The 24,450-nt window shown below is 58.6% G+C and carries 20 protein-coding genes and 1 other RNA gene; all 21 read left to right on the top strand.

Translation table 11 applies throughout. The features are described from left to right. Positions 1-65 precede the first annotated feature (65 nt). The 21 genes from ACO06L_RS04340 to ACO06L_RS04240 all read left to right on the top strand — a co-directional run bounded on the left by ACO06L_RS04340 (position 66) and on the right by ACO06L_RS04240 (position 24,440). Complete coding sequence (locus ACO06L_RS04340) at positions 66-815, top strand: 2OG-Fe(II) oxygenase (RefSeq protein WP_202347663.1); 750 nt, start codon at positions 66-68, stop codon at positions 813-815. Between the two features lie 109 nt (positions 816-924). After that, positions 925-1,021: signal recognition particle sRNA small type (gene ffs, locus ACO06L_RS04335), an RNA gene on the top strand. Between the two features lie 164 nt (positions 1,022-1,185). Next, positions 1,186-3,150 (top strand): DNA polymerase III subunit gamma/tau, encoded by a 1,965-nt coding sequence (gene dnaX, locus ACO06L_RS04330; RefSeq protein WP_202347662.1) that lies wholly within the window; start codon positions 1,186-1,188, stop codon positions 3,148-3,150. Positions 3,151-3,153: 3 nt separating this feature from the next. Then, positions 3,154-3,477: a YbaB/EbfC family nucleoid-associated protein gene (locus ACO06L_RS04325; protein WP_053115401.1), complete on the top strand. Its 324-nt coding sequence runs from the start codon at positions 3,154-3,156 to the stop codon at positions 3,475-3,477. Positions 3,478-3,508: 31 nt separating this feature from the next. Next, complete coding sequence (recR, locus tag ACO06L_RS04320) at positions 3,509-4,111, top strand: recombination mediator RecR (protein WP_202347661.1); 603 nt, start codon at positions 3,509-3,511, stop codon at positions 4,109-4,111. Between the two features lie 31 nt (positions 4,112-4,142). After that, a complete protein-coding gene (locus ACO06L_RS04315) occupies positions 4,143-5,300 on the top strand; it encodes a ribonuclease D (RefSeq protein WP_202347660.1) in 1,158 nt (385 codons plus the stop codon). Next, positions 5,297-5,590 carry a YcgL domain-containing protein gene (locus ACO06L_RS04310; RefSeq protein WP_064226967.1) on the top strand — a complete coding sequence of 98 codons (294 nt, stop codon included), beginning with the start codon at positions 5,297-5,299 and terminating at the stop codon, positions 5,588-5,590. Before ACO06L_RS04315 ends, ACO06L_RS04310 begins: the two co-directional genes overlap by 4 nt. After that, positions 5,587-6,033 (top strand): YcgN family cysteine cluster protein, encoded by a 447-nt coding sequence (locus tag ACO06L_RS04305; RefSeq protein WP_064226966.1) that lies wholly within the window; start codon positions 5,587-5,589, stop codon positions 6,031-6,033. Before ACO06L_RS04310 ends, ACO06L_RS04305 begins: the two co-directional genes overlap by 4 nt. Continuing rightward, positions 6,033-6,377 carry a hypothetical protein gene (locus ACO06L_RS04300; protein ID WP_202347659.1) on the top strand — a complete coding sequence of 115 codons (345 nt, stop codon included), beginning with the start codon at positions 6,033-6,035 and terminating at the stop codon, positions 6,375-6,377. The genes ACO06L_RS04305 and ACO06L_RS04300 overlap by 1 nt, the downstream gene beginning before the upstream one ends. 43 nt (positions 6,378-6,420) lie before the next feature. Continuing rightward, complete coding sequence (locus ACO06L_RS04295) at positions 6,421-8,538, top strand: VWA domain-containing protein (RefSeq protein ID WP_227715972.1); 2,118 nt, start codon at positions 6,421-6,423, stop codon at positions 8,536-8,538. Positions 8,539-8,555: 17 nt separating this feature from the next. Further along, positions 8,556-9,398 carry an AAA family ATPase gene (locus tag ACO06L_RS04290; RefSeq protein WP_064226964.1) on the top strand — a complete coding sequence of 281 codons (843 nt, stop codon included), beginning with the start codon at positions 8,556-8,558 and terminating at the stop codon, positions 9,396-9,398. A 34-nt stretch (positions 9,399-9,432) separates the two neighbouring features. Next, on the top strand, positions 9,433-10,611 hold the full coding sequence (locus ACO06L_RS04285; protein WP_202347657.1) for a vWA domain-containing protein: 1,179 nt from the start codon (positions 9,433-9,435) through the stop codon (positions 10,609-10,611). Positions 10,612-10,735: 124 nt separating this feature from the next. Continuing rightward, on the top strand, positions 10,736-12,796 hold the full coding sequence (locus tag ACO06L_RS04280; protein WP_202347656.1) for a type VI secretion system Vgr family protein: 2,061 nt from the start codon (positions 10,736-10,738) through the stop codon (positions 12,794-12,796). A gap of 11 nt (positions 12,797-12,807) precedes the next feature. After that, positions 12,808-13,740, top strand: coding sequence for a DUF4123 domain-containing protein (locus ACO06L_RS04275; RefSeq protein WP_202347655.1), 933 nt, complete (start codon positions 12,808-12,810; stop codon positions 13,738-13,740). A gap of 5 nt (positions 13,741-13,745) precedes the next feature. Beyond that, positions 13,746-17,153, top strand: a complete 3,408-nt coding sequence (locus ACO06L_RS04270) for a toxin VasX (RefSeq protein WP_202347654.1) — start codon at positions 13,746-13,748, stop codon at positions 17,151-17,153. Next, positions 17,150-18,403: a hypothetical protein gene (locus ACO06L_RS04265; protein ID WP_202347653.1), complete on the top strand. Its 1,254-nt coding sequence runs from the start codon at positions 17,150-17,152 to the stop codon at positions 18,401-18,403. The genes ACO06L_RS04270 and ACO06L_RS04265 overlap by 4 nt, the downstream gene beginning before the upstream one ends. Before the next feature lie 448 nt (positions 18,404-18,851). Beyond that, positions 18,852-19,400 (top strand): hypothetical protein, encoded by a 549-nt coding sequence (locus ACO06L_RS04260; protein ID WP_227715973.1) that lies wholly within the window; start codon positions 18,852-18,854, stop codon positions 19,398-19,400. Positions 19,401-19,406: 6 nt separating this feature from the next. After that, a complete protein-coding gene (locus ACO06L_RS04255) occupies positions 19,407-20,813 on the top strand; it encodes a tetratricopeptide repeat protein (protein ID WP_202347652.1) in 1,407 nt (468 codons plus the stop codon). Further along, positions 20,810-23,617, top strand: a complete 2,808-nt coding sequence (locus ACO06L_RS04250; protein ID WP_202347651.1) for a tetratricopeptide repeat protein — start codon at positions 20,810-20,812, stop codon at positions 23,615-23,617. Before ACO06L_RS04255 ends, ACO06L_RS04250 begins: the two co-directional genes overlap by 4 nt. Then, positions 23,607-24,092: a tetratricopeptide repeat protein gene (locus ACO06L_RS04245; protein ID WP_202347650.1), complete on the top strand. Its 486-nt coding sequence runs from the start codon at positions 23,607-23,609 to the stop codon at positions 24,090-24,092. Before ACO06L_RS04250 ends, ACO06L_RS04245 begins: the two co-directional genes overlap by 11 nt. Beyond that, on the top strand, positions 24,093-24,440 hold the full coding sequence (locus ACO06L_RS04240) for a hypothetical protein (RefSeq protein WP_202347649.1): 348 nt from the start codon (positions 24,093-24,095) through the stop codon (positions 24,438-24,440). It begins immediately after the preceding gene. Positions 24,441-24,450: the final 10 nt, after the last annotated feature.

Below are 24,450 nucleotides of genomic sequence, written 5' to 3'. Positions count from 1 at the left end.
TTAAAACTGCCGCTCCGGCGAGAATTGCGCCTAAAATACGCTCAAATTTTGCGCGAGGCCCGCCGATGGAAACGCCGGTAATCATCCCGATCCATGATCCCCTTTTGACCCCTTTGCAGAGCGCCGAGGATGCGGTGGCGGGTAGTGATGTCCAGCTGATGGACCCTGCGCCGGATCAACATGCGGCCTTGCCTGATGACTGGCTGGATGAGCTGGCTTCGGGGCTGAGTGAGCACGGTTGGATGTCGCTGGATGTGCGATCACAGCTGGGGGCCAACCTGCTGGCGGCACTGAAACAGGAAGTGCAGATTCTGGATCGTACCGATGCCATGAAAAAAGCCGGCATTGGCCGCGGCAATGATCTGGTGCGTGACCGTTCGGTACGCCGCGACAAGATCGCCTGGCTGCAGGGTGTTACTGCCCCTCAGGCAGCATTGTTCGAATTCTTCGAGATGATTCGTCAGGGTCTGAACCAGAGGCTGTTTCTGGGCCTGAAGCGGTTCGAAACGCATTACGCTACCTACCACTGCGGTGACTTTTACAAGCAGCACCTGGACAGCTTTAAGGGCAGGGCGTCTCGAGTGGTGAGCTTGGTGCTTTACCTCAACGAAGACTGGCAGGCAGCCGACGGCGGCGCCCTTCAGGTGTTCAATCGCGATAACGACCTTGAGGTGTGCGGAACCGTGTTGCCCGAGGCAGGGCGCATGGCGTTGTTCATGAGCGAAGAAATCCCACACGAGGTGTTGCCGGCAAACCGCACCCGTTACAGTCTGGCCTGCTGGTTCCGCCAGGATGAGGTGCCGCTGCCTTTATAATAAGGCCTATGCTGGCGGCGTGCGGATTTGTCATTGTAGTGTGCAAACCCTTTTGCTAATATGCGCGCCGCTTTCAGGGAATTGTCCTGAAACGCCGTTATGGTGGCTCCATTGGTGCCTCCGCAACATGAAACCGTGAACCCGGTCAGGCCCGGAAGGGAGCAGCCGCAGCGGTGGAATTGTGTGCCGGGGTGTCGCTGATGGAGTCACCCCCAGTTTTATCCCCTCGCTTGTTTTTCCTTCTGATTATCCTTGATAGCCATGAACTTATGTGCGGCACTTGTGCGTGCGTTTCCGGGATCAAGTCTGCTTCTTATAGATCTTTGTCCGTGCTAAGGTTAGAGCCGTTTTTAACTGCAGTTGGCGGAACATGAGCTACCAGGTACTTGCCCGTAAATGGCGCCCACGCACCTTCGAGGATATGGTGGGCCAGGAACACGTGCTCCAGGCGTTGATTCACGCACTGGAAAGCCAGCGTCTCCATCACGCTTATCTGTTCACGGGGACCCGTGGGGTAGGCAAGACGACGATTGGCCGGCTGCTTGCCCGCTGCCTGAACTGCGAAACCGGCGTTACGCCCAATCCCTGCGGCGAATGCTCCAGCTGCCAGGAGATCCAGGAAGGCCGGTTCGTGGATCTGATCGAGATTGACGCCGCGTCCCGCACCGGCGTGGATGATATGCGTGAACTGACCGATAACGTCCAGTACGCGCCAACCCGTGGCCGCTACAAGGTGTACCTCATTGACGAGGTGCACATGCTGACCAATCAGTCGTTCAATGCCTTCCTGAAGACTCTTGAAGAGCCGCCGGAACACGTCAAGTTCCTGCTGGCCACCACCGACCCCCAGAAGTTGCCGGTCACCGTCTTGTCTCGGTGTCTGCAGTTCAATCTCAAACGCATGACTCCGGAACACATCGCTGGCCACCTCCGCCATGTGCTGGGTGCCGAGGAGATTCCGTTCGAGGAACCGGCCCTGTGGCTCCTGGCCCGGGCTGCTGATGGGAGTATGCGAGATGCGTTGAGCCTGACCGATCAGGCGATCGCCTTTGGCAACCAGAAGCTGTCGGCCAGTGATGTCAGCAATATGCTGGGCACTATTGATCAGCGCGATATCGAGCGCATCGTGAATGCACTCGTTGAAGGCGACGGCCCCGCCTTGCTGGCGGAAATCAGCCGGATTTCGGACTTTGCGCCGGATTACAGTGTCATCCTTGCCGATCTGCTGTCGCTCTTTCACCGGGTCACCATGGAGCAGGTGGTTCCGGGCAGCGCCGATAACGCCCTGGGCGATGCCGAGCAGGTCCAGGCCCTGGCCCGTAAGCTCAGTGCCGAAGACGCCCAGCTTTTCTATCAGTCTGCGCTGATCGGCCGGAAAGACCTCACCATTACGCCCGATGCCCGGATGGGTTTCGAAATGACGTTGCTCCGGATGCTGGCCTTTCGCCCCGGGGCTGATCGGCGCGAGCCGCCCGCCATAAGCTCCGGCGGTCAGTCTGCGGCCTCTGAGCCACGGGATGAGCCCGACCCGGCGCCGACTCCGCAAATAGAGCAAAAGCAGCCGGAACCTCAATCGCCACGTTCTGAGCCGGCGACGGAAGTGGCCGCGGAGCCGGCCCAAGAGGCCAGCGAAGTTCCTGCACAGCCAGCGCCCGAACCCGAGCCCACACCTGAGCCGGAGCCCGAGATGCCGGCTGCCCCGCCTATTGCGGAGGAGGATGCATCCTGGCTTGCCAGTCTGGACGCCCAGGCCGAGGCGGCTGGAGATTATGAAGAGAGCTATCCTTTAAGTGATGAGGCTTCTGTTACAGAAGAACCAGCACCTGAAGTTGCCGCCGAGCCAGCTGCTCAGCCTGCCCCGGCTCCGGAACCCGCTTTTGCAGAGCCTCAACCAGAGCCTGAGCCAGCGGCCGAAGCTGCCCCTGAAGCTGAGGGGGAGTTCGTTTGGCACCGGGATTTCCGGAGTCTTGGCATTGTTGGTATGCCCGGTAACCTCGCCAGTCACGGCGCCATGTCGCGGGATGGCGATGTGATTACCCTGACCATTGATGAGGGCCACTCCAGGCTGTTGAACAGCCGGCATGAGGAAAAAATTCTGGCTGCCTTGAGAAACCGCTTTGGCGACTCCATTCAGTTACGTACAGAGCAGGGCAATCCGGGGCCTCATACCCCGGCGGCTTATGAGGAACGCCAGCGAAAGGCGCGTCAGAAAGCGGCGGAGGCGTCCATTCACCAGGATCCGGTCGTAAAGTCTATCGTTGAACGATTCGAGGCGCGGGTAGTCGAAGAGAGTATCCGGCCGGCCGAGACGAGGCCAGAGACAAGCAGGAGATAAGATATGATGAACAACATGGGCGACATGATGAAAAAAGCCCAGAAAATGCAGGAAGAGATGCAGAAGGCCCAGGAAGAGATCGCCAAGGCAGAAGTGACTGGCGAAGCCGGTGCCGGGCTGGTCAAAGTCACCATGAATGGCCGCCACGACGTTCGTAAAGTGGACATCGACTCATCTCTGATGTCTGAGGAAAAGGACATCCTGGAAGACCTACTGGCCGCTGCGGTAAACGATGCCGTTCGGCGTGTTGAGGAAAATCAGAAGGAGAAGATGTCCGGTATGATGTCGGGCATGGGTCTGCCGCCCGGTTTCAAGATGCCGTTCTGAATTTCATCCTGAAGTCGTTTGAGGACCTTTCATGGCGTTCAGCCCGCTGGTTGATGAGCTTGTAGAATCCCTTCGTTGCCTGCCTGGAGTTGGCCAGAAAACTGCCCAGCGCATGGCTTTCCATTTGCTGGAGCGTGGCCGTTCCGGCGGCACCCGTCTTTCCGACGCATTAAGCCAGGCCATGAACGGTGTCCGTCGCTGCGAAAGCTGCCAGAACTTTGCCGACACCGAAATCTGCGGCATATGTGACAATCCCCAGCGGCGTACCGGTACCTTGTGTGTGGTGGAAAGTCCCTCGGACCTTCTGGCTATTGAGCAGGCTGGTGATTACCGGGGTGGCTATTTCGTCTTGATGGGGCACCTGTCACCGATTGATGGCGTGGGGCCGGAGGAAATAGGCATTGAACGCCTGCTGAAGCGGATTCGCGAGGAGGGCGTTACGGAACTGATCCTGGCGACCAACCCGACCGTGGAAGGCGAGGCTACCGCCCACTACATAGCCGACCGTCTTGATGGCCAGGGGATCCTGATTACCCGGCTGGCCCATGGCATTCCGGTTGGTGGCGAGCTGGGCTATGTTGACGGCTTTACCCTGACTCACGCATTCCGCGGCCGCAAGCCGCTCTCCGATTGAACCAGACCGAATAACCCTACCAGGCACATTTATGGATATTTCTGCCCAGGCCGCTGCGGCTGTTGACGTTCCCCCGGCTCCGGCCAGCATCCATTGGGTCCGGGAGCCGGAGGCTCTGGACCAATGGCTGGATCGCGCGCCGGGCAGGCCTCTGGCTCTGGACACCGAATTCGAGCGGGTAAACACCTTTTACCCGATACCGGGCCTGGTTCAGCTGGGTCTCGACGGCGAGTTCTGCCTAGTGGACCCTTCCGTCGCCGAACAATCCCGGCGTTTCCGGGAGATCCTGGCGGATCCCAATACCCCAAAGCTCCTTTACGCCATGAGCGAAGACCTGGAACTGTTTCGCCAGTGGCTCAATATTGAGCCTGCCGGTGTGATTGATCTTCAAATCGGTGCCGCAATGGCCGGCGCCGGGTTTTCCCTGGGTTACGCGAGGCTGGTGGAAACCCTGTTCGGCGAGACGCTGGACAAGTCCGCCACACGTTCTGACTGGCTGGCGAGACCGCTAAGCGATGCCCAGCAACGCTACGCCATTGAAGATATCCGTTTTCTGGAGCCGATGTACCAGTGGGTCAGCACATTGCTGCGCGATCGCGGACTGAAGGCGGCCCTGGTTGAGGAATCCGCTCGCTTTGCCGATGAGCTGGCGGGGCAGGAGGATCCGGATAACCACTACCTGAAACTGCGAGGTGGCTGGACGCTCTCGGCTCAGCAGCAGGGGGTGCTCAGGGAGCTGGTTCGTTGGCGTGAACTGGAATGTCAGCGGCGTGACCGGCCCAGGAACCGGGTGCTGGCGGATGCGCTATTGATTGCAATTGCGGAACGGCTACCAGGCTCCCTCAAGGAGCTTTCCAACGTTCAGGGTGTACCCTCCGGCGCAGTTCGTCGGTACGGCGATACTCTCATTGAACTTGTTAGCCGGGGATCGACCGCGGATAATTCGTCCCTTGAGAGGATCGCGCCACCCTTGTCCCGGGATCAGCAGGGATTCTTTAAGCAGTTAAAGCGCCTTTTCAGAAAAGCGGCGGAAGATGCTGATATTCCCATGGAATTACTGGCGCCCAGAAAGCGTCTCGAGAAGGTTGTGCAGCACCCCGATCTGGCGCAACACGAATTTTTCCAGGGTTGGCGGGCGCAGATTCTCGCGCCGGTTCGCGCTGATATCGAGGAATTACTGAAGTCATGAAAGAGCGTGAATTTGTCTCTGTTTTCCGGAGCAGCAAGAAAAACGACACCTACCTTTTTGTTCGCCGCGGGCAGAAGTGGGAGGAGCTTCCCGAGAGCCTCCGGGGTATCTTCGGGCAGCCGGTCCATTCCATGGATCTGGTGCTGACACCGGACCGCAAGCTGGCAAGAACCACCGGCAAGCAGGTTCTGGAAGCGATCGGCGAGAAGGACTTCTTTCTCCAGATGCCGGAAGAGCAGGAAGGGTACGTGGTGGACTTCAAACGCAAGCTGGACCAGCGCAATCCATGATTGCCCAGGTGCCGTTCTGGCAGCGTAAACGCCTGCATGAGATGACGCCTGAGGAATGGGAGTCTCTCTGCGACGGTTGCGGTAAATGTTGCCTGAACAAACTGGAAGACGAAGACACTGGTGAGGTTTACCACACCGACCTGGTTTGTCGTTATATGGACGAGGAAACCTGCCAATGCACCGTCTATGAAGAACGGCTGCAGAAAGTGCCGGGCTGCACAGTGCTGACACCGGATACCGTCAGCGACTACCATTGGTTGCCGTATACCTGCGCCTACCGGACGTTGGCTGAAGACCGGCCCCTGGCCGACTGGCATCCTCTTCGAAGTGGGGATCCGGATTCGGTGCACGAGGCCGGCGTTTCAATCCGTCACAAGGTGATGTCAGAGGACCGCGTGCCGGAAGAAGACTGGGAAGAACACATCATTCACTGGATCCTGTAATGATTGATACTGATGCACAACTGGCCTACGGGATTTTCTGGGCCGCCTACGCCATTGCCTTTGTCGTGTTCTTTTACATGATGAAGAGCCTGGTCCGTTTCCTTCCATTTTACGGGATGCGGACGCTGATTCTTGCAGCCCTGGTGGCTTTGCTGCTTACCCCGGTTGAATCGCCGGATCTGGCCGGTTGGTGGATTCCGGCCTGGCTGTTTGGCGGTTACGAAATGATTCTTGGCGACGCCGACGCTTCAGGCCGGGCCCTGTTCAATCTTGGTCTGGCCGGATTGGTGATGCTGCTGGTCTGGGTCCTGGATCTGGTTCGCTACCGTCTTGTTCGCAAGTAACGCAGAAAAACAAAAGAAGAAAAGGATGGATGCCTTGAGAGAGATGACATCGAGATGGCTTGGTCTGTTTGCGGTTTTCCTCGCGCTCAGCCTGCCTGTCGGGCTTTACGCCCAGGAAAGTGATGACGTTCAGCTGCCAGCGCAGTCGGACGTGCGGATCATTGTCGACATCTCGGGGTCCATGAAAGACACCGATCCGGAAAACCTGCGTCAGCCTGCCGTTCGACTGCTCGCCCGGCTGTTGCCGGAGGGTGCCACCGCCGGTGTCTGGACCTTTGGGCAGTACGTCAACATGCTGGTGCCGCATCGGGAAGTGACCGACGCGTGGCGCGACATGGCCGTTCAGCGCTCGGCGCAGATCAATTCGGTCGCCCTCAGGACTAACCTTGGAGCGGCGATCGAGACGGCAAGCGATGACTATTTCACTGACGGCGATCTGAGCAGTACCCACTTTATCCTGCTGACTGACGGCAAGGTCGATATCTCCGACGATCCGGCGGCCAATACGGCAGAGGAAAACCGGATTCTGGACACCATTGTTGCGGACCTCATAGAGCGGGGCGCCACGTTCCACCCGGTAGCCCTGTCAGAGGCTGCCGATACTGACTTTCTGAAAGCCCTGGCGACGGAATCCGGCGGCCGGTTCCAGGTGGCCGATACGGCGGATGCACTGAACCTGGCGTTCCTGCAGGCCCTGAACACGGCGGTGCCCCAGGAGCAGATCCCGATTGAGGGCAACGGTTTCACCGTGGATGAAGGCGTTCGTGAATTTACCGCCCTGATTTTCTGGGGGGAGTCCGAGACCTCGGCAACACGGGAGCTTGCACTGGTTCGCCCGGACGAACAGACCGTGAATCTCTCCGAATTCCCCGATAATGTCCGCTGGGCAAGGGAAGCCGGCTATGACCTGATCACGGTCAATGAGCCGTTGGCCGGGCAGTGGCGTATCAATGGCGAGCTGGGCGAGGGTAGCCGGGTAACGGTGGTCAGCGATCTCAGGATGGTCGTTAATCCTCTACCAACTACGTTCACTGTGGACAAGCCACTGGAACTCCGGGTTGGCTTTTTCGAAGAGGGGGAGAAAATCACCAATCCTGATTTTCTGGGTGTGATTGAAGTCAGCCTCAGTATCACTTCGGAAGATGGCAGAAGCGGAACCAAAGTATTGAGTGGTGAGCAGCCGCCGGAAGATGGCACCTATCGGGATACCGTGAGTCGATTGCCAGCTGCGGGCCTCTACACCTTTGATGTGGTCGCCGACGGCCAGACCTTCAACCGCAAGTTCAGTGCTACCGTCGGGTTCACGGTGCCTGAAGGGGCAGAGCCTGCCGATCAGCTAGTTGAACAGGTGGAGCCTGAGGTGACAGAACCAGCGCCCGCCACCGAGCAGCCTGAGCCGGAGCCGCCAGTAGCCGAGCCGGAGCAACCCGACCCTGAACCAGCGATTGCTTCGCCCATCGACGTTAGCCAGGCAGAGGAGCCGGTAACGCCGGCGGCCCAGGAGCCTGAACCGGCACCCGCGGAGCCGGAAGAAACGGAAACCGCCTCTGCCGTACCTTTATGGATGGTCGGCGCGGCAGGTGGTGGCCTGTTAGTGATTGGCGGCCTGGTGTGGTTTGCACTTCGCCAGCGGAAGCAGCGCCAGCAGGAGCAAGAGAAGGCCGCCGCTGAGCGCGAAACGCTTGAGGATCTGCAGGAGGAGCCGGAACCAGAGCCGGCCCCGGCGCCTGTTGTCGAGCCGGAGGAAGCCGGCGAGCCCGAACCGGATGAGATTCCGGAGGTCACAGAGGAAGCGCCAGAGGACGATATGTCCGAACTGGAAGCCGTGATCGATGAGCATGAGGCCACTCTGAAGGCGGAAGATGAAGCGCTTTCGGAACCCGAGTTGGAATCGGCCGATGAACTGGAAGAGGACATCCCGGTGGCCGATACTCCGGTGGAGGAAGAGCCTGCGGATATGGACGAGGATATCCCGGAGCTGGAGGATGTCGCCGATCCCTCAGACGCTGATGCGCAGGAAGACGATGACGAAGAAGAGTTCGGGCTTGAGGATTTCGATCTGTCCGAGTTCGACGATTTACCCGATTATGATCAGGACGAGTCCGGATTACCCGAAGACGATCCGAAAAAGAAACCTGATCAGAAAGACCAGAAAAAGTAACCAACAGGAACCAGAGCATGAAGTTTACCGGTACCGAGAAGTATGTAGCCACCGATGACCTGCAAATGGCCGTCAACGCAGCAATTGCGCTTCAGCGCCCGCTGTTGATCAAAGGCGAGCCGGGCACCGGGAAAACCCTGCTGGCGGAGGAAATGGCCGCTGGTCTGGGTATGAGGCTGATTCCGTGGCACATCAAATCCACCACCAAGGCCCAACAGGGGCTTTATGAATACGATGCGGTTTCCCGTCTGAGGGACTCTCAGTTGGGTGATGAAAAGGTCAAGGACATCGGCAACTACATCGTAAAGGGCAAGCTCTGGGAGGCCTTCGAGGCGGACGAGCAGGTGGTTCTGCTGATCGATGAGATCGACAAGGCGGATATCGAGTTCCCCAACGACCTTTTGCTGGAACTCGACCGGATGGAGTTCTTTGTCTACGAGACCCAGAAGCTGGTCAAGGCAAAGAAACGCCCGATCGTGGTGATCACCAGTAACAACGAGAAGGAACTGCCGGATGCGTTCCTGCGTCGCTGTTTCTTCCACTATATCAGCTTCCCGGATCATGACACTATGCAGAATATCGTAGATGTGCATTTCCCGGGCTTGCAGCAGCAAATCGTTCGCGATGCCCTGGAAGTCTTCTTCGATGTGCGCAAGGTCCCGGGCCTGAAGAAGAAGCCCTCTACCTCGGAGCTGATTGACTGGCTGAAACTGCTGATGGCCGACGAGCTGTCTGCAAAAATGTTGCAGGAGAAGGATACCAGCTCGGCGTTGCCGCCTCTGTACGGTGCCCTGGTGAAGAACGAGCAGGATGTGCACCTGTTGCAGAAGCTCGCCTTCATGGCCCGTCGCCGCAGCTGATTCTCGGCAAGATCATTGGCAAGAGTCACGTTTTATGTTGATTGATTTTTTTCTTGAAGTCCGGCGCGCACGGGTGCCTGCCAGTCTGAGGGAGTTTCTGGACCTTCTGGAAGCCCTGCAGAAGCGGCTCGCCTTTGCGGACATGGAGGAATTCTATTACCTGTCCCGTCTTTGCCTGGTCAAGGACGAGCGCCACTTCGACAAGTTTGACCGTGCCTTCCAGGCCTATTTTGAAGGTGTCGAGAATCTCGACGATCTGCTGGAAGCCCTGATTCCGGACGACTGGTTGCGGGCGGAATTCGAGAAGCACCTTTCTGAGGAAGAGAAGGCCAAGATCGATTCTCTGGGCGGCCTGGAGGAGCTGATCGAAACCTTCAAGAAACGGATGGAAGAGCAGGAGGAGCGCCACGCCGGCGGCAACAAGTGGATCGGCACTGGCGGCACTTCGCCATTCGGGGCCAACGGCTACAACCCGGAAGGCTTCCGGATTGGCCAGAAAAAAGGCCGCCATGGCCGGGCCGTCAAAGTCTGGGAAAAGCGCGAGTTCAAGGATCTGGACGACAGCGTGACCCTCGGCATCCGCAACATCAAGGTGGCGCTGAGGCGGCTGCGTAAATTCGCCCGACAGGGCGCAGCAGATCAGCTGGATATGGACGATACCATTCGTTCAACGGCCCGCAATGCCGGATACCTGGACCTGAAGATGGTGCCCGAACGGCATAACGCGGTAAAAGTGCTGATCTTCTTCGATGTGGGCGGGTCCATGGACCCTCACGTTCGTGTCTGCGAGGAGCTGTTTTCGGCCGCACGGCTTGAGTTCAAGCACATGGAATATTTTTACTTCCACAATTTCATCTATGAGAGTGTCTGGAAGAACAATATCCGCCGGATGAACGAAACCACCAGCACCTGGGACATTCTTCACAAGTACACGCCCGACTACAAAGTGATCTTTGTCGGCGACGCGACCATGGCACCCTATGAAATCTCCCATCCCGGTGGCTCGATAGAGCACTGGAACGAGGAAGCAGGCGCCACCTGGTTCCAGCGCATCACCGAGCACTTCCGTAAGGTCGTCTGGATCAATCCGCTCCCGGAGAGTTACTGGGGTAGCGGTGGTTCGTTGGGTATGACCAGGCAGCTCGTTAACGATCACATGTACCCGTTAACCGTTGAAGGCCTCGAGTCGGCCATGAAACAACTCAGCAAGTAAAAAGTGTTGCTGCAAACCAACATGCCGCTTTTAAGGGGGGTTATATTCCAGGGACGGTAAAGTTATCATCGGCTTCGGCTCAGGATGAGCCAGAACAGGATGATCTTTTTCAAGGAACGAAGATATGCCCCAGGCAAGTGGATTGCAGTTTACCGCCCGTGTTGGCGGATTCCCCTCAGATCTATTCTCAGTGGTTGGCTTTAAACTGACCGAGCGCCTGTCCGAGGTGTTTCAGGGTCGTCTTGAGCTGGCCAGTACCGACCCCTCCATTCAGGCTGCAGAGATTCTGGAGCAACCAGTAGATCTCGTTATCTGGCAGGACAGCATGCCTCTTCGGCGGTTTACCGGGGTGGTCAACGAATTCGTTCGGGGCGATGCCGGTCACCGGCGTACCCGCTATGAATTGAGTATCCAGCCACCGCTCTGGCGCCTTGGGATGATGCACAACAGCCGGATGTTCCAGACCCAGAGCACCGACACGATCGTGCGGACTCTGCTTGAGGAACGCGGCATTATCGATTCGGTCTTCGATCTGAAGCGCACCCCGGAGCAACGGGAATACTGTGTTCAGCATCGGGAAAGCGACCTGGCCTTTCTCGAACGCCTCGCGGCTGAAGAGGGTTGGCATTACCGCTATGAACACGGGAGCGTGGACGGGGACACCCAGTCGGCGCTTATAATCGCCGACCATCATGGCGATGCTCCGAAACTGGAGCCGGCAGCATACAACGCCAAAGCAGGCGGCAGCACCCAGCGCCCGGCGGTGTATCGGTTCCGGTATGAAGAACGGGTTCGGGTGGCCTCCGTGGCAATGAAGGATTACACCTTCAGAAATCCCGCCTATGCCCTGATGCATGAGCATGCTTCTGGCGATCTGAAGCACCGGGAAGACTATCAGCACTACGACTACCCCGGCCGCTTCAAGGCCGACGCCAGTGGCCAGCCTTTTACCGAAGCCAGACTGCAATCCCTTCGCAATGATGCCAGCACCGCATCCGGCGAGAGTAACCGTCCGGATTTCAGCCCCGGCGCGAAAGTGGAACTGACCGAGCACGATAGTGACAATCTCAATCGGGAGTGGCTGCTAACGTCTATCACCCACACCGGAACGCAGCCCCAGGCTCTGGAAGAGGAAGGCGGCAGCGAACCCACCACGTACCACAACCAGTTCAAGGCCATACCTGCAGATCTGACCTGGTGCCCGCAGACGCCGCACCGCCCCCTGATGGACGGCCCACAAATCGCGATTGTCACCGGCCCGGAAGGCGAGGAGATCCACTGTGATGAACATGGGCGGGTAAAAGTCCGGTTCCCGTGGGATCGCTACTCGAAAAATAACGAACACAGCAGCGCCTGGCTGAGAGTCAGCCAGGGTTGGGCCGGCGGCCAGTATGGTTTCATGGCGCTACCGAGGATCGGCCACGAAGTGATTGTTTCCTTTCTGGACGGTGATCCGGATCAGCCCATCATCACCGGCCGAACCCATCACGTGACCAACACGCCACCCTATGGGCTGCCGGAGTACAAAACCCGCACCACCCTGAAAACGAAAACCCACAAGGGCGAGGGCAGTAACGAACTGCGGTTTGAAGATGAGGCTGATCAGGAACAGATCTACGTACACGCCCAGAAAGACCTGGATCTGCTCACCGAGAACAACCGCACGGAGGTGATTCGTAACGACAGTCACCGCACAGTCGAAAACAACGATTTCAGTCACGTGAAAGGCAACGAGCATCGCGCAGTCGATGGCGAGCAGCGGGAATCCATCGGAGGCGATTGCAGCCAGAACATAGGCGGCACATTCCACCAGAAATCCTCCCAGGGAACATTTAGCGAAGCGGGCACTGAAGTACACCACAAGTCGGGAACCAAAGTGGTGCTGGATGCCGGCGCTGAAATCACCATTTCGGCGGGTGGCAGTTTTTTGAAGCTTGATCCGAGTGGTGTAACGCTGTCGGGGCCGGGCATCAAGATCAATTCTGGTGGTTCGCCGGGCAGTGGCTCAGGGCAGGATGTGGTGATGGCGAAAATGCCACAGGTTATTGAGGGTGACCGGCCGATTGAAGTGGCCCAAACAACGTTGGCGGATGTCGGGAAGGGAGCGGTCTTTGATCCGCAGTCCCAGCGCCAGGCACTGAGTGAAGGCAAAGCGTTAACGGCCGTGTGTAGGGCGGCCGTATGACGGAGTTATTCATGATGCCACCATTGACGCCCCCGAACCATGGCCTGCTCACCACAGACGGTTGGTGCTGGAACTACCTGCTGGTGGATGGCCTCAGCCTGCCCGATGCGGAGAAACGGTTATACCAGGACAACGAGTTCCCGGCGTTTGTAAACCTCTACGCGGGAACGAGCTGGGACGCCCTTGCCGATGTCGCCCCACTGCTTATTTCCATCAATGACAAGTCTCTCTTCGCGCAGAGGTTTCTGGCTGAGGGCTTTTATCCGGGGTGGGGGTATCTGATCAAAAGCGCCCAGGACCTTCATGCGTTGGCAAGGCAACTGAGGCAGTACCTCCAGGTCCGTCATTCAACGGGCACTGATTTTATCCTGCGGCTTGCTGATCCTGGTGTGGCAGGCCTGCTCTTTACGGAAGTAAAGGCGTTTTGTACCACGCTTTCCGGAGTCCAGGCGCTCTTGTTGCCGGATATCGTCCGATGGCAATGGCAACACATGGAAGTCGCCAGTGGTGCCGGCAGTGAAGGGGCCGAAGAGAACCGCACTGGATTTCCGTTGGTGTTGTCGGACCAGGAGGTGGACAAGCTCGGGGAAGTGGACGAGTGGTCCCTGTTGAAAAAGATGACACGCCATCTTGATACGTATTTTCCCGCTTGGGCGACCTTGGCAAGCCGGTTCAGTCGGTCCCAATTGCTCGGCCAACTGCTTGCCCGTGCCAGGAATAGCGGCTACACCTCGGAGCGCGCCCAGGGTCAATGGACCAATGTTTTTGGTTACTCCAGCCACCTGGAACGGTTAGGGGACCTTCCGCCGGAGATCCTGACGCTGCTGGATTCACCCCCGAAAGACACTGACTTTGCCGGCTTTGAACGCCTGGCGAGCGAAGCGGCGACCCTTGCCCGCCAGTCAGCCCTGGCAGGGAACCACGAAAACTCAAGGACCGAGTAATCCCCATGACAGCTACCCTGACCCACCCCATCGCGGCAGCCGACCGCATGAGCATGGCAGACACCACGGCCATTGGCAGTTGCCCCCTGACCCTGGACGATATTCAGCTCATCCCCGTGCGCTACGCCTACGTGGAGCAAAAGCCCGAACTGCAGGCGATGGATCCCCTGCACGAAACAGATTTCCGGCCCCTTGGCGTACGCCCCGTGCGTGACGGGTATTTATACCTTTTCCATTCCAGCGCCCCCGACATCCTCCAGGAGTACATCATCACCGCCGGGGGCTCCGTGGAGAAACGCCTCTGGGAAGGCGACGACGCCACCCGGGACCAGAGGCAGGGCCTCTCGGCCGAGCCCGCCATCGTTGTGCCCCGGCAGGGCCGTATTGAGGTGCTGTTTTGCGAAACCCAGTTAACGGCCAAGAAATGCAGCATGCTCCTGGGTTGGCCGGATTATCGACGCCAGGTCATGCGCGTGGTTGATCTTGAAGGCTACTGTGTGGAAGCGGGTTCCAGGCACCTGCTGCCCAAGGAAGCACTGGAACAACATCTGGCTCATCCCGCAACGGGTGAGACATCCGACGGGCAGGCATTTGAACAATGGTATTGGGCTGCGCCGTCCGAACAGGGCGGCCAGGAACCCTTTGCGCATCGCCTTGCCAAGTACGACAAAGACCATGCCTACCTGTTGCTGGACGACCTCACCGGACAAATCAATGACCTTCTCGATGCATGGAGCACCGTCGATGCCGCCCATTCCGACTGGTTGGCCGGGGAGGACGCCCGCTACTACTCCGCCAGTTTTATCCAGAGCCTGATTGAACTGGACGAAAACACCGTTGCCTCGTTCGTCGATGCGCTGCTAAGCACGGCCGAAGACCCCGACCGGATAGACGCACTGGCGCGCATTGCCAACGCCTCGGCCGAGCAGAGGAAACGGGTGGCCAACCTGGCGAAACGCTACCAGGCAGGGCCCCTTGATGTGCGCCACTCGCCAGCCGATGTGGTGGTGGCGCGCCACGAACAGAACGAGCGTGTTTCCGGGTTGGCGGATGAACTGGCCACCTCCCGGGAAACCCTGGAGGTGGTACTCCAAGCCCTGCACAAGAGCCAGGATGAGGCGGAACATGGCAGCCTGAGCGGCGAGCGTGGTATCCGTGATTTTGTCCAGGTGGATGCAATGAACGAGTACCTGGAAAGTGCCGAAACCCGGCTGGCAGGGTTTGATCGTGAAAAAAGGGCGATTATTGGTTCGCTGCAAACCCTTTTGCCGAAATACCATTTGTTCGGCCACCTTTATGACCGGCAGGAAGAAGAGGCCTACAGCGCCTTCCTGAAGCTTGATAATGCCCTGATCAATGTCCTGAACGACTACGCCCTGGCCTCTGGCGATTACAGCTTCATCCGCTCCTACTACTTTGGTGAGGTAGGGCACCAGCATCTGGCGGCCTTCGACATTGACCCGTCCGCCTACACCGGCTCGGTTGCCAGGGTGCTCGACGTGTATAACACGATTGTGGGGGCCCACGAAAACGCCTCGGCCCATCAGGAGTGGGTACAGACCCTGTCCGAGAATCCGCAGCTCCGGTTCGCGACCCTGACCCCGGCACTGAGCGCCGAGTTAAGCAACCGGCTGGCCCAGTTGACGGTTTCCGCCAGGCAGGAACTGTTTAACCTGGTGGAAAAGGCCAGCAGCGCACGGCTGCACGAGCGGCTCCACGACGTGTTCAAACGGATGAAACCGGGCCTGCGCGCCCACCTGCTGGACAACCAGTTGGTTTTCAAGCTGGACCTGGAGATTGCCGATGGGGCCACGTTGAAGATCGTGGATGACCTGATCAGCGACATGGAAACCTACTCCCGTCGCTACGCAACACTGCAACAGCAGGAAGTTCGCCTGGAGAACGAGCGCCAGGCCTGGAAACGGCCCCTTCAGCGTACCCATAAAGATCGCTACGACAATGAGATTCGAAGGCTCCGCGATGCCAGGAAGCTGGAGGAAGCCCGATTCAAGGGCGCCGCCGAAAAGCTGCAGAAATTCATCCCTTCCGAGGGCAACCAGTACGACGGTATCCTCCGGCTCGGCGGCCTGCAAAACACCGCAGAAGCGAGGGCGGTCAACGCGGAAATCAAGGAACTGGAGGCCCTGAGGAAACGCTCCGGCATGAAGGCGGTATTCGACCACGCCCGTGGCCTGGTGCATGGCGAGGATATGATGGACATCACCAGGCGGATCGGGGGGCTTGGGGTGGTTTCATTTATGGGACTTGTGAGCTTTGCTGGTTTCGCCAGCTCCTGGAAAAAGTTAATGGATGGCGATATCGGCGAACTATGGGACACCTTGGGCTCAGGCTTCGGGACCATTGGCGCTGTCGCCAGTGTCAGCACCATCGTTGCCAGCGCCCGGCTGAATTACTACTACCAGTCGGTCAGCAAGGCGGAAACGGTGCTCACACGGCTTGCCCGGGCTAACGTCTGGGGTGGAACGATTGCGGCCTGGGGCGGTTTTTTTGCGGCGGGTGCGGATGGTATTAAACAGTTTATGGAGTTAACAAAACAGGAAAACACGACTGGCTCCAAAGTTGGTGCAGGGGTAACTCTTGCCGGGGATTCAATGATTATCTTCGGGAGCGGCCGTATAGCCTGGACAGGCTCAACGGGCATTTATCATGTCCTTGTGAAGCAAGCCGCCGACGTTACCTGGGCATCAGTTCACAAAAGTATGCTTCAACTTGGCGGCGGCCTGCTTCGAGGAATGAACGCCTGGCTGTGGGCCGGCACGTTATTCGTGCTGGTGGGCCAATACATCTACAACCGCTACAAGCGAAGCGAACTCCAGGCGTGGTGCGAAAGCAGTGCCTGGGGCAAGGCCTCTAAGGGCTGGCCCGCCGACGAACAGCGCTACCAGCTCGCCAAGGTGGTCTACCAGCCCGAACTGAGTGTGATGGCCGAAAGGGAGGCCCTCCAAGGGCGTTTCCGGTACTGTGCCCTGCGGCTGACACTGCCCGGTGTGTCCGCCTTGAAGGCCGATAATGCGGAATGGGTGGTGCTGGAACGCCAGGGCGTGGAGTGGTCCTGGTCATCGGAAGACTGGCGCGACCGCTTCCTGGTCACAGGCTGTGACCAGGGGGGCGTTTCGTTGCAGGTGAGCCTGTTGTTTGATGAGCTGGAAGCCGTTAACCGGCTGTATATCGCGGTACGCTATAAGCCGGACGGCGTTACCCGCTGGTTGCCGGGGAGTGGCGAAGCCTTCCATTGCCTCCTCGAACTGGGCGAGCGCGGCAACGTGCCCCACATTGCAACCAACGAAGACAAGGTCTGGCAGCAGATGCGGTTCCGTGAGAGGCCTGATGAACGGCTGGAACCCTTGCTGATAAACTACCGGGCACTACGCCCGCAAAAGGATAAGGCATGAGCGATCACCCCCTGAGAGCCGGAGAGCGCCGGAAGGCAGCTGACGGAGATCTGCTGGCGCTGAGCCCCCTGCCGGTGGCTTCCGGTGCCCGTCCGTCGGACCCGGCGGACTGGATACGCCGCAAGAACCCGGTCTGGATGGATCTGCAGGGTGGGAGCCTGGTGTTTGCGTCTGAATTGTCGTTGATGTTTTTGAGCCTGTGCATTCTGCTGTGTTTGGCAATGGTATACGTCACGATTGCCTTCTATTTGCACAATGATAGGTTTGTGTGGGAGCCAACTATTGCAGCTGTCGTTGGCAGCCTGTTTTTTACCGCTCCCTTTGGCATAGTGATCCACTACAACACCAATAAGGCCATCAAGGAAGGCCCCCCCATTCGGCTTAATCGCCAGAAGCGGGAAGTGGCCATGCCGTGTTGGGTGGGGGGGAAGGAGGTCAAAATCCCGTTTTGGGGCAGGGATGCTTCTGTGGGGATCTACACCATCTATCTTTTTACGAGTTTCGGCGTTATGGCTCCGTTTCTTCATGAGGGCCCGTTGGATGAATTTCAGAGGTCTTTCGTGTATTGGAGCCTGGGTGCGTTATTTCTTGAAAGTCTCGTCTTCATCCCCTACATCCTCATCGGCTTGCACCTGCACAAGAAACACAAGCCCCGCCTGGAGTACGTTTATCACCCCTGGGAGCAGTTGGTGGCCTACGTCCAGAAACAGCAGGATATGGGCCCCTCGATCTTTACCGAACGCACGATGCTGACCCTGGCCGTGCCGGACCCGGACCACGCGGAAACGGCGAAGGCGGCGGCGTCCGTGGCGGTAGGCCATGAAACCGTGGGTCTGGCCCAGTGGGAAAGTATTCGCTGGTTCATGGAGGACGGCCCGGAGGCCTGCCCCGATCCCCGGGACTACGGCACCCTGGCCCATTACAAGGCAAGCTGCCGCCAGGCCCGTCGGGAAAAACCCATGGGCGCCTGGCTGTGGAAGAAGGTGGGCGACTGGTTCTTCCAGCGCTACCTGGCCCACAAACTCACGGAATGGCGGGTCAACAACCTGATCCCCAGGAGCCTCCCGGTTGAGCTGCACGAGTGGTCACAGCCCCTTCCCGAAGACCAGTGGGCCAGGCCCTCCGAGGCCCTGCAGGCTGGAAACCGCCGCATGGAATCCCTGCGTAAGAAGAACCCCGGGCTGACACCCCAGGCACTGCTGGAGGCGTTTTACCGGGAGTCCCGGGAAGGGGAGGCATTGCCGGCATGAGGGAACCGGCCGGCGATAGCCTGCTGATACAGATCCCGGGTACCCATACTCACTGACCTCCCTCCCGAACCGGCTGGTGGAGTGGGAGGTCAGGAAGATCATGAGTAAATAAAAAAAGCCGATGCGGTTGAGAGCATCGGCAAAGCTCGGCATATCAAGCGGGGTTGCCTGAAGGCACTCCCGCCGCTTTCCAGGAGCAAATACAGGGCCAGTTGGATTAAAAGCTGTTAAAACAGTCGTTTAAAAATCCAGTTGGGCGAATTCCTGGCTCTGACATTCCTCCCCATTCTGAATACCGTCAAATTACTCGACACTTTCCCGAATCTTCAATTGCCTGACTCGCGTTTTTCATTTGGTGATCTGGATACCGTTCTTGGCAGTTACCAAGTGTTACGCTTTCTGCCGATCTGTTACAGAAGTTTGCATGAGTTACAGAGGCAGGAGGCTTATGTTCGGCACACAACAAACACAAAGACGCCGGATAGCAGACCAAAGGGTACTCGCCATCGGGTCAGTGGTTCTGGCATTGCTGTCTGCTCCAGCGACGGCTGCGGCCGGGCTTGACGACGAGCTCGAGCGCCTGAGTGCCGAGGTCGCCAGTCATTCCGAGCGCGTATTCGCGCTCGAACAGAAGGTCCTTCATCCAGCCAATACGCGGCTGGCAGTTTTTCTGACACTTCAAAGCCGGGATGCCCTCGACCTTGATTCCGTTGAGCTGTTCGTTAATGGCAAGCCTGTGGCTTCCCACCTGTATTCCGATAGAGAGCGGGCATCGCTTGAGCGCGGCGGCATCCAGCAGTTGTTCACCGGGAACCTGGAAAACGGCGAGCATGAGTTGAAAACGGTGATTACTGCCCGCTCTGCCGATGATGATTTCGTACGGCGGGAATCCACCCATCGGTTCAGAAAACGCCCCGGTGTGCTCCGTCTGCAGATGAGCTTGGAAGCACGGGCGCCCGATTACGAACCTCGGGTTTCGTTCATGGAATGGGAGTAGGGCGCCATGATGTTCCGGGTCCTGCTGTTTGTGTTGCCTTTGACAGTTTCCGGTTTTTCCGTGGCGGCCACTCCGGCAATGCCGGACGCCGTCCTTTCTGGTCTCAAGCAATTCCGGCAAGCCGGAGAAGTCGGCGTGGATCTTGGGGATGGACGACAGCAAGCACTCTATGAAGATGCTGAGAAGGCACGAACCGCGGGCCGTACTGATGAGGCCGGGCGAATCCTGGCCGGTATGAAAGAAGGCTACTGGGCGGCTCTGGGTTACCTCAATCTTGCCAGCGATTACGCGAAAACCGATCTCAACCCCGCCAGGGCGCTGGTTGCGCTGCGGGTGGCGTTAGCCATGTCGGACGGTGATGCCAATTCCGAGCGCAGCCAGCACCTGAAGAATAATCTGCTGGTCCGCGCGGGCTACCTTGCCTACCAGCACGGCGAGTTCGATAAAGCCATCAGCTTTCTGGAGAAGGTCGATCTCGATAGTTTCAACACGCCAAGGGCCCTTTACCTCCATGGTCTGGCCCTGGCAGAAAAGGGCAATCACCGGGCCGCCATGCAGAGCTGGCATCGGGCCAGGAAATATCCCCTGGCATACCCCGGGGTTGCCGACGCCTGGATTGGCATGGGGCGCGGCTACGATCTTTCCGGCTATCTCGGGCAGGCCGGAGAAGCCTACCTTGCCGCTAACGCTGCATTCGAGAGTGAACGGGTGACCCTTCGCAAACTGGCCGGAAAGATTCGGGAACAGGGGGCCTATAAAACCCTGGTGGACGATGCCCGGGAAACCGGGGTCGACTGGTTTCTGGCCGACAGCCGCACACTGACCCAGCCGCGGATGGCCTATCTTCTTGGCTTCATGGAGGACCCTGACGTCCAGAGGGCTGCAGGGCGAGTGGCAGCCCTTCGTTCGATGGCGGTAAAACTTGAACGCCATGATCACGATCTTGAGGTGTTTCAGGGTGCTCTGAGAGAACAGCTGGTCGGCATCCATCAGCAGGAATCCAGGCAAAGCACCGCTGATCTTAATGCGCGGGGGGAAGAGCTCGGTGCACGGCTGCAGCGCCTCGCGGATAGCGCCGGGCCCGGCCAGCAACCTCGCATCCAGGCTCTTCGGAAAACCCTCTCGGATGCCCAGACCCGATTGAGTCAGGTCCGGAGCAAGGCATCGGGGCAACCGGAGATCCTGGAACGGTTACGTCGCTCTGCCGCTGCGCTGACAGAGCGCAACGAAATGCTGTTGTTGTCTGTTCGTCAGTTGCTTGAAACATCTGAAACGGCGTTGGACGAACTGGCTCTCGACTATGTCGAAGCCAGGGACCAGCAGATGGCCTTCGCTCTGGACAAAACCGAACAGCAGATTGCTCACCTTTATGAATATCTCGCCCTTCAGAACCTGGAGGAGACCCAACCATGATCCGGCCGTTTCAGAGCCTCTGCCTTTCCTTACTGCTGGTAGCGCCGGCTGTGGCCCAGGAATCTTTTCGTGTGGAACTGGGCCGGGACGGCGAGACCATCGGGGATATGCGTCCGGTGTTCCTGACCTTTGAAAGCCGGCCGATGCCGGCAATCTCGCCTTCGGAAGTTGCTCGTCGTTACCATCGCCTTTTCCAGACCTCGGACGAGCCAGAGGTCCGGATTGATGCCCTTAACCGCCTCAGCAATATCCGGGACCGTTCAGGTGAAGACATAGGGTTTTCTCCGGCTGAAGAGGAAAGGGTCTATAGCGAAGCGATCAGCAGCTACGAGTCCATTCTGGCGCGCGGCTCCTATGGTGGGCGGCTGGATGAACTGCTTTACCAGATGGCCAAGGCCCATGCCCTTACAGGACAGCAGGATGCGTCGATCCAGAGGCTGAAACAGCTGGTCGGGCTCTATCCTGATTCCTCTCTGGTACCGGAGGCCCGGTTCCGGTTGGCGGAATCCGCCTTTGCAGCTGGCCATTATGCTGAGGCAGAAACCGGCTACCGGCAATTGATTGAATCCGGCGACAGCAAAGAGTTCAGCACCAAGGCCAGATACATGCTTGGCTGGAGCCAGTTCAAAAAGGGCCCGTCTGCATGGAACAGGGCCGCAGCCACCTTTGTCGAGGTTCTGGACGAGTTTCTGCCGCAGGAACAGAGTCTTGAGTCGGTCAGTGAATCCGTTGTGGACACCATCGATGATACCTTCAGGGTGCTGGCATTGATGGCAGCCCGAAAAGGTGGGCCGGACACCCTCATTGCGTGGCTGGACAAGGACCAGCCGCGCCCCTGGGAACACCTGTTGTTTGACCGGCTCGCGGACTACTACGCCATCCAGGGAGAGACCAGCGCCAGTGTTGCCGCTAACCGGGCGTTCATCGAGTATTCCCCCAATCACCGTTCCGTTCCCGCCTTTCGGTTGCAGGTGGTGGATGTCTGGCAAGCGGCGGGTGACGCGGACCGGGTTCGTACGGCCCGAGCCCGATTCGTCGACAGCTATAGCGTGGATTCCGCCTTCGCCAAGCTGAATGGGGGCCAGCAGGACAAGTGGCGGAGCTTCAGCAGACGGCTGGCGGACTATCACTATGATTTGGGCGCCCGCTCGGCGGAACAGGGGCAGGTGGCAAACTCTGAGTCTGCCTTTGCACAGGCCGCCACTTACTATGAAGGACTGGCGCCCCGGGTCGGCCAGAGCGGCGAGGTCTTGCGACTTGCCGGGGATGCCCGACTGCAGGCCGGGCATTTTCCGAGAGCGCTGGATAACTTTCGCAAGGCTGCCTACGAAGCACCCGGTTACAGTGAGGCGGCTGATGCTGCCTGGGCCGCCGTCACCCTGTTGAGAGACGGCGTCGACCAGCAGAACGGGGCTGCCGAATTCAGACCCGGGCTGCAGGATCTTTCAGTCGAAGCCAATCGTTTTAACGAGCGATTCGCGGGTGATAACAGGGGTTCCGGCCTGATGGCGGATCTGGCTGCCCGCTGGCTTGCTGCCGGCAACCATGAGCGGGGATTACACTATGCTTCGCTGGTTCTTACCGCCCTAGGGGCATCGCCGGCAGAGCGATACGCGACCTGGCAGGTGACGGCCCGGATCCGCCAGAAAGAAGGTGATTTCGGACTGGCGGAACGGGCCTGGAATCAGGCGCTGGATCTTGCCGAGAGCGATCAGCTCAAGGATGTGACCGGCGACCAGTTGGCGGCCATTCGCAGGCAACTGGCGACCGCTGTTTATCGCCAGGGGGAAGTGGGTGCATCCCAGGGCAAGCTTGGAGAGGCTGTGGGGCATTTCCGGCGGGTTGATTCAGTGTTACCTGGCTCGGAAATAGCCATCCGGGCCCGTTACGACGCCGCCAATACCTTGCTCAGGGCATCAGACTGGACAGCCGCTGTTGTCGACCTGCAGGAGTTCCGTATCGACCACCCGCAACATGAGCTGACTGCGGGTATCAGTGAAAAGCTGGTACACGCCTGGATTCAGTCCGATAAACCCACCCAGGCAGCATCCGAATTGCTGCAGGCCGCTGAAAATCATGCCAACCCCTGGCAATTGCGGCTGCGGGCTGCGGAATTGCTGAATGAGGCGGGCAATGTAGCGGAACGGAATGCCCTGTACAGGGACTATCTCGCTACCGTCCCGAAGGCTGGCGACGGATCGGAACATGAGCGGCTCCAGACCTTTCGTTATCGCCTGGTAGAAACCGGTGACGATCCGGATTACTGGCGGGAAGCACTGGTCCGGTCAGAGCTGGACAGCGCCTGGCACAGTGCCGACACCCTTGAGTGGGCATCCCGGTCTTCTCTGGTGCTTGGCGCCCGTGCGGCTGCCGCGTTTACCAGCATCAGCCTGAGTCAGCCTCTGGAGCACTCTCTCGCGCGCAAGCAGAAGGCATTGGAAACTGCTCGACAGCGATTCCTGGATGCCGAAGCTCTCGGCGGGGAGCGCGTTCTGTCTGAGTCGTTGTTCCGCCGCGCGGAGCTCTACCGGGGCCTGGCCAAAGACCTGATGACATCCGCAGTACCTTCGGACCTGAATGAGCTTGAGGCCATGCAGTACCAGATGCTGCTTGAAGAAGAGGCGTATCCCTTCGAAGAGAAGGCCATTCAACTGCACACTGAAAACCACCGCCGGATTACATCAGAGGGCTATGACGCCTGGATAGGTCGCAGCCTTGGCGTTCTTGCGGAACTACACCCGGGACGTTACGAGCGGAGTGTCAAGTGGCTCAGCTGGAACATGGAGTCTAACGATGGGGTGTAATCCGTTGCGTAAGGCAGGGCTGTGTTGGGCATTCCTGCTGCTGGTGTTTCTCGCCGGTTGTGCCGGTCAGGAAGTCCGGCAGCCAGAGGAGCCGGTCAAAGCCGATCCGGAAATGGCGGCAAGCTTTGAAAAGGAAGGGCGCAAGGCCTTCGAGGAAGGTCGCAAAGGTGCGGCCGTGGACGCCTGGCAGAAAGCCGTGGAATTGGACCCGACCAATGCGGTTACCGTGAACAATCTGGCGCTGGTCCTGAAGGATCAGTACCGGTTCGCCGAAGCCGTCAAATTGCTGGAAACAGGCATTGCCCACTCACCGGATGTGGCGGAGCTGCACTTCAATCTGGCGGTGATTGCTGAGCTCTATCTGCTGGATCTGAAAACAGCCCTCACGCACTACAACCGTTACCGGGAACTGACGAAAGCAGACGACCAGGAGGTGGCCGGGTGGATTGCGGACCTGGAAAGGAGGCTGGAATAAATGGTTGGTAGCCGGAAAACCTCTAAAAACCTCTTTACTGCGCTCCTGTTGTCCGGCCTTCAGGTGCTGTTCCTCAACCAGGCGCAGGCGGATCAGGATGACACTGTCAGGCTCAGTGTTGAGGGCCTGTCTGCAAGTCTTGGCGAAGACGAGCCCCGGGTACTTTACATATTGCCTTGGCAGGCGCCGAGCCTGCCAAGACGGCCAAGGGCAGATCTCAATGACGAGGCGCCGGAACTGGTCCGTCCGGCTGATCCGGTCGCCCTGGAGCGGCACCGTCTGTTTCGCGAAAACCTCAACCCTATGATCCTGAGTCCCCTCGGAGACTCAGCAGTGACTGCGCAATAATAACGGGAGA

Source organism: Marinobacter sp., from assembly GCF_965229985.1.
In the GTDB taxonomy this organism is placed as follows: domain Bacteria; phylum Pseudomonadota; class Gammaproteobacteria; order Pseudomonadales; family Oleiphilaceae; genus Marinobacter.
Note: the sequence above shows the minus strand (reverse complement) of the source record. Positions and strands in the feature narration are given on the sequence as shown.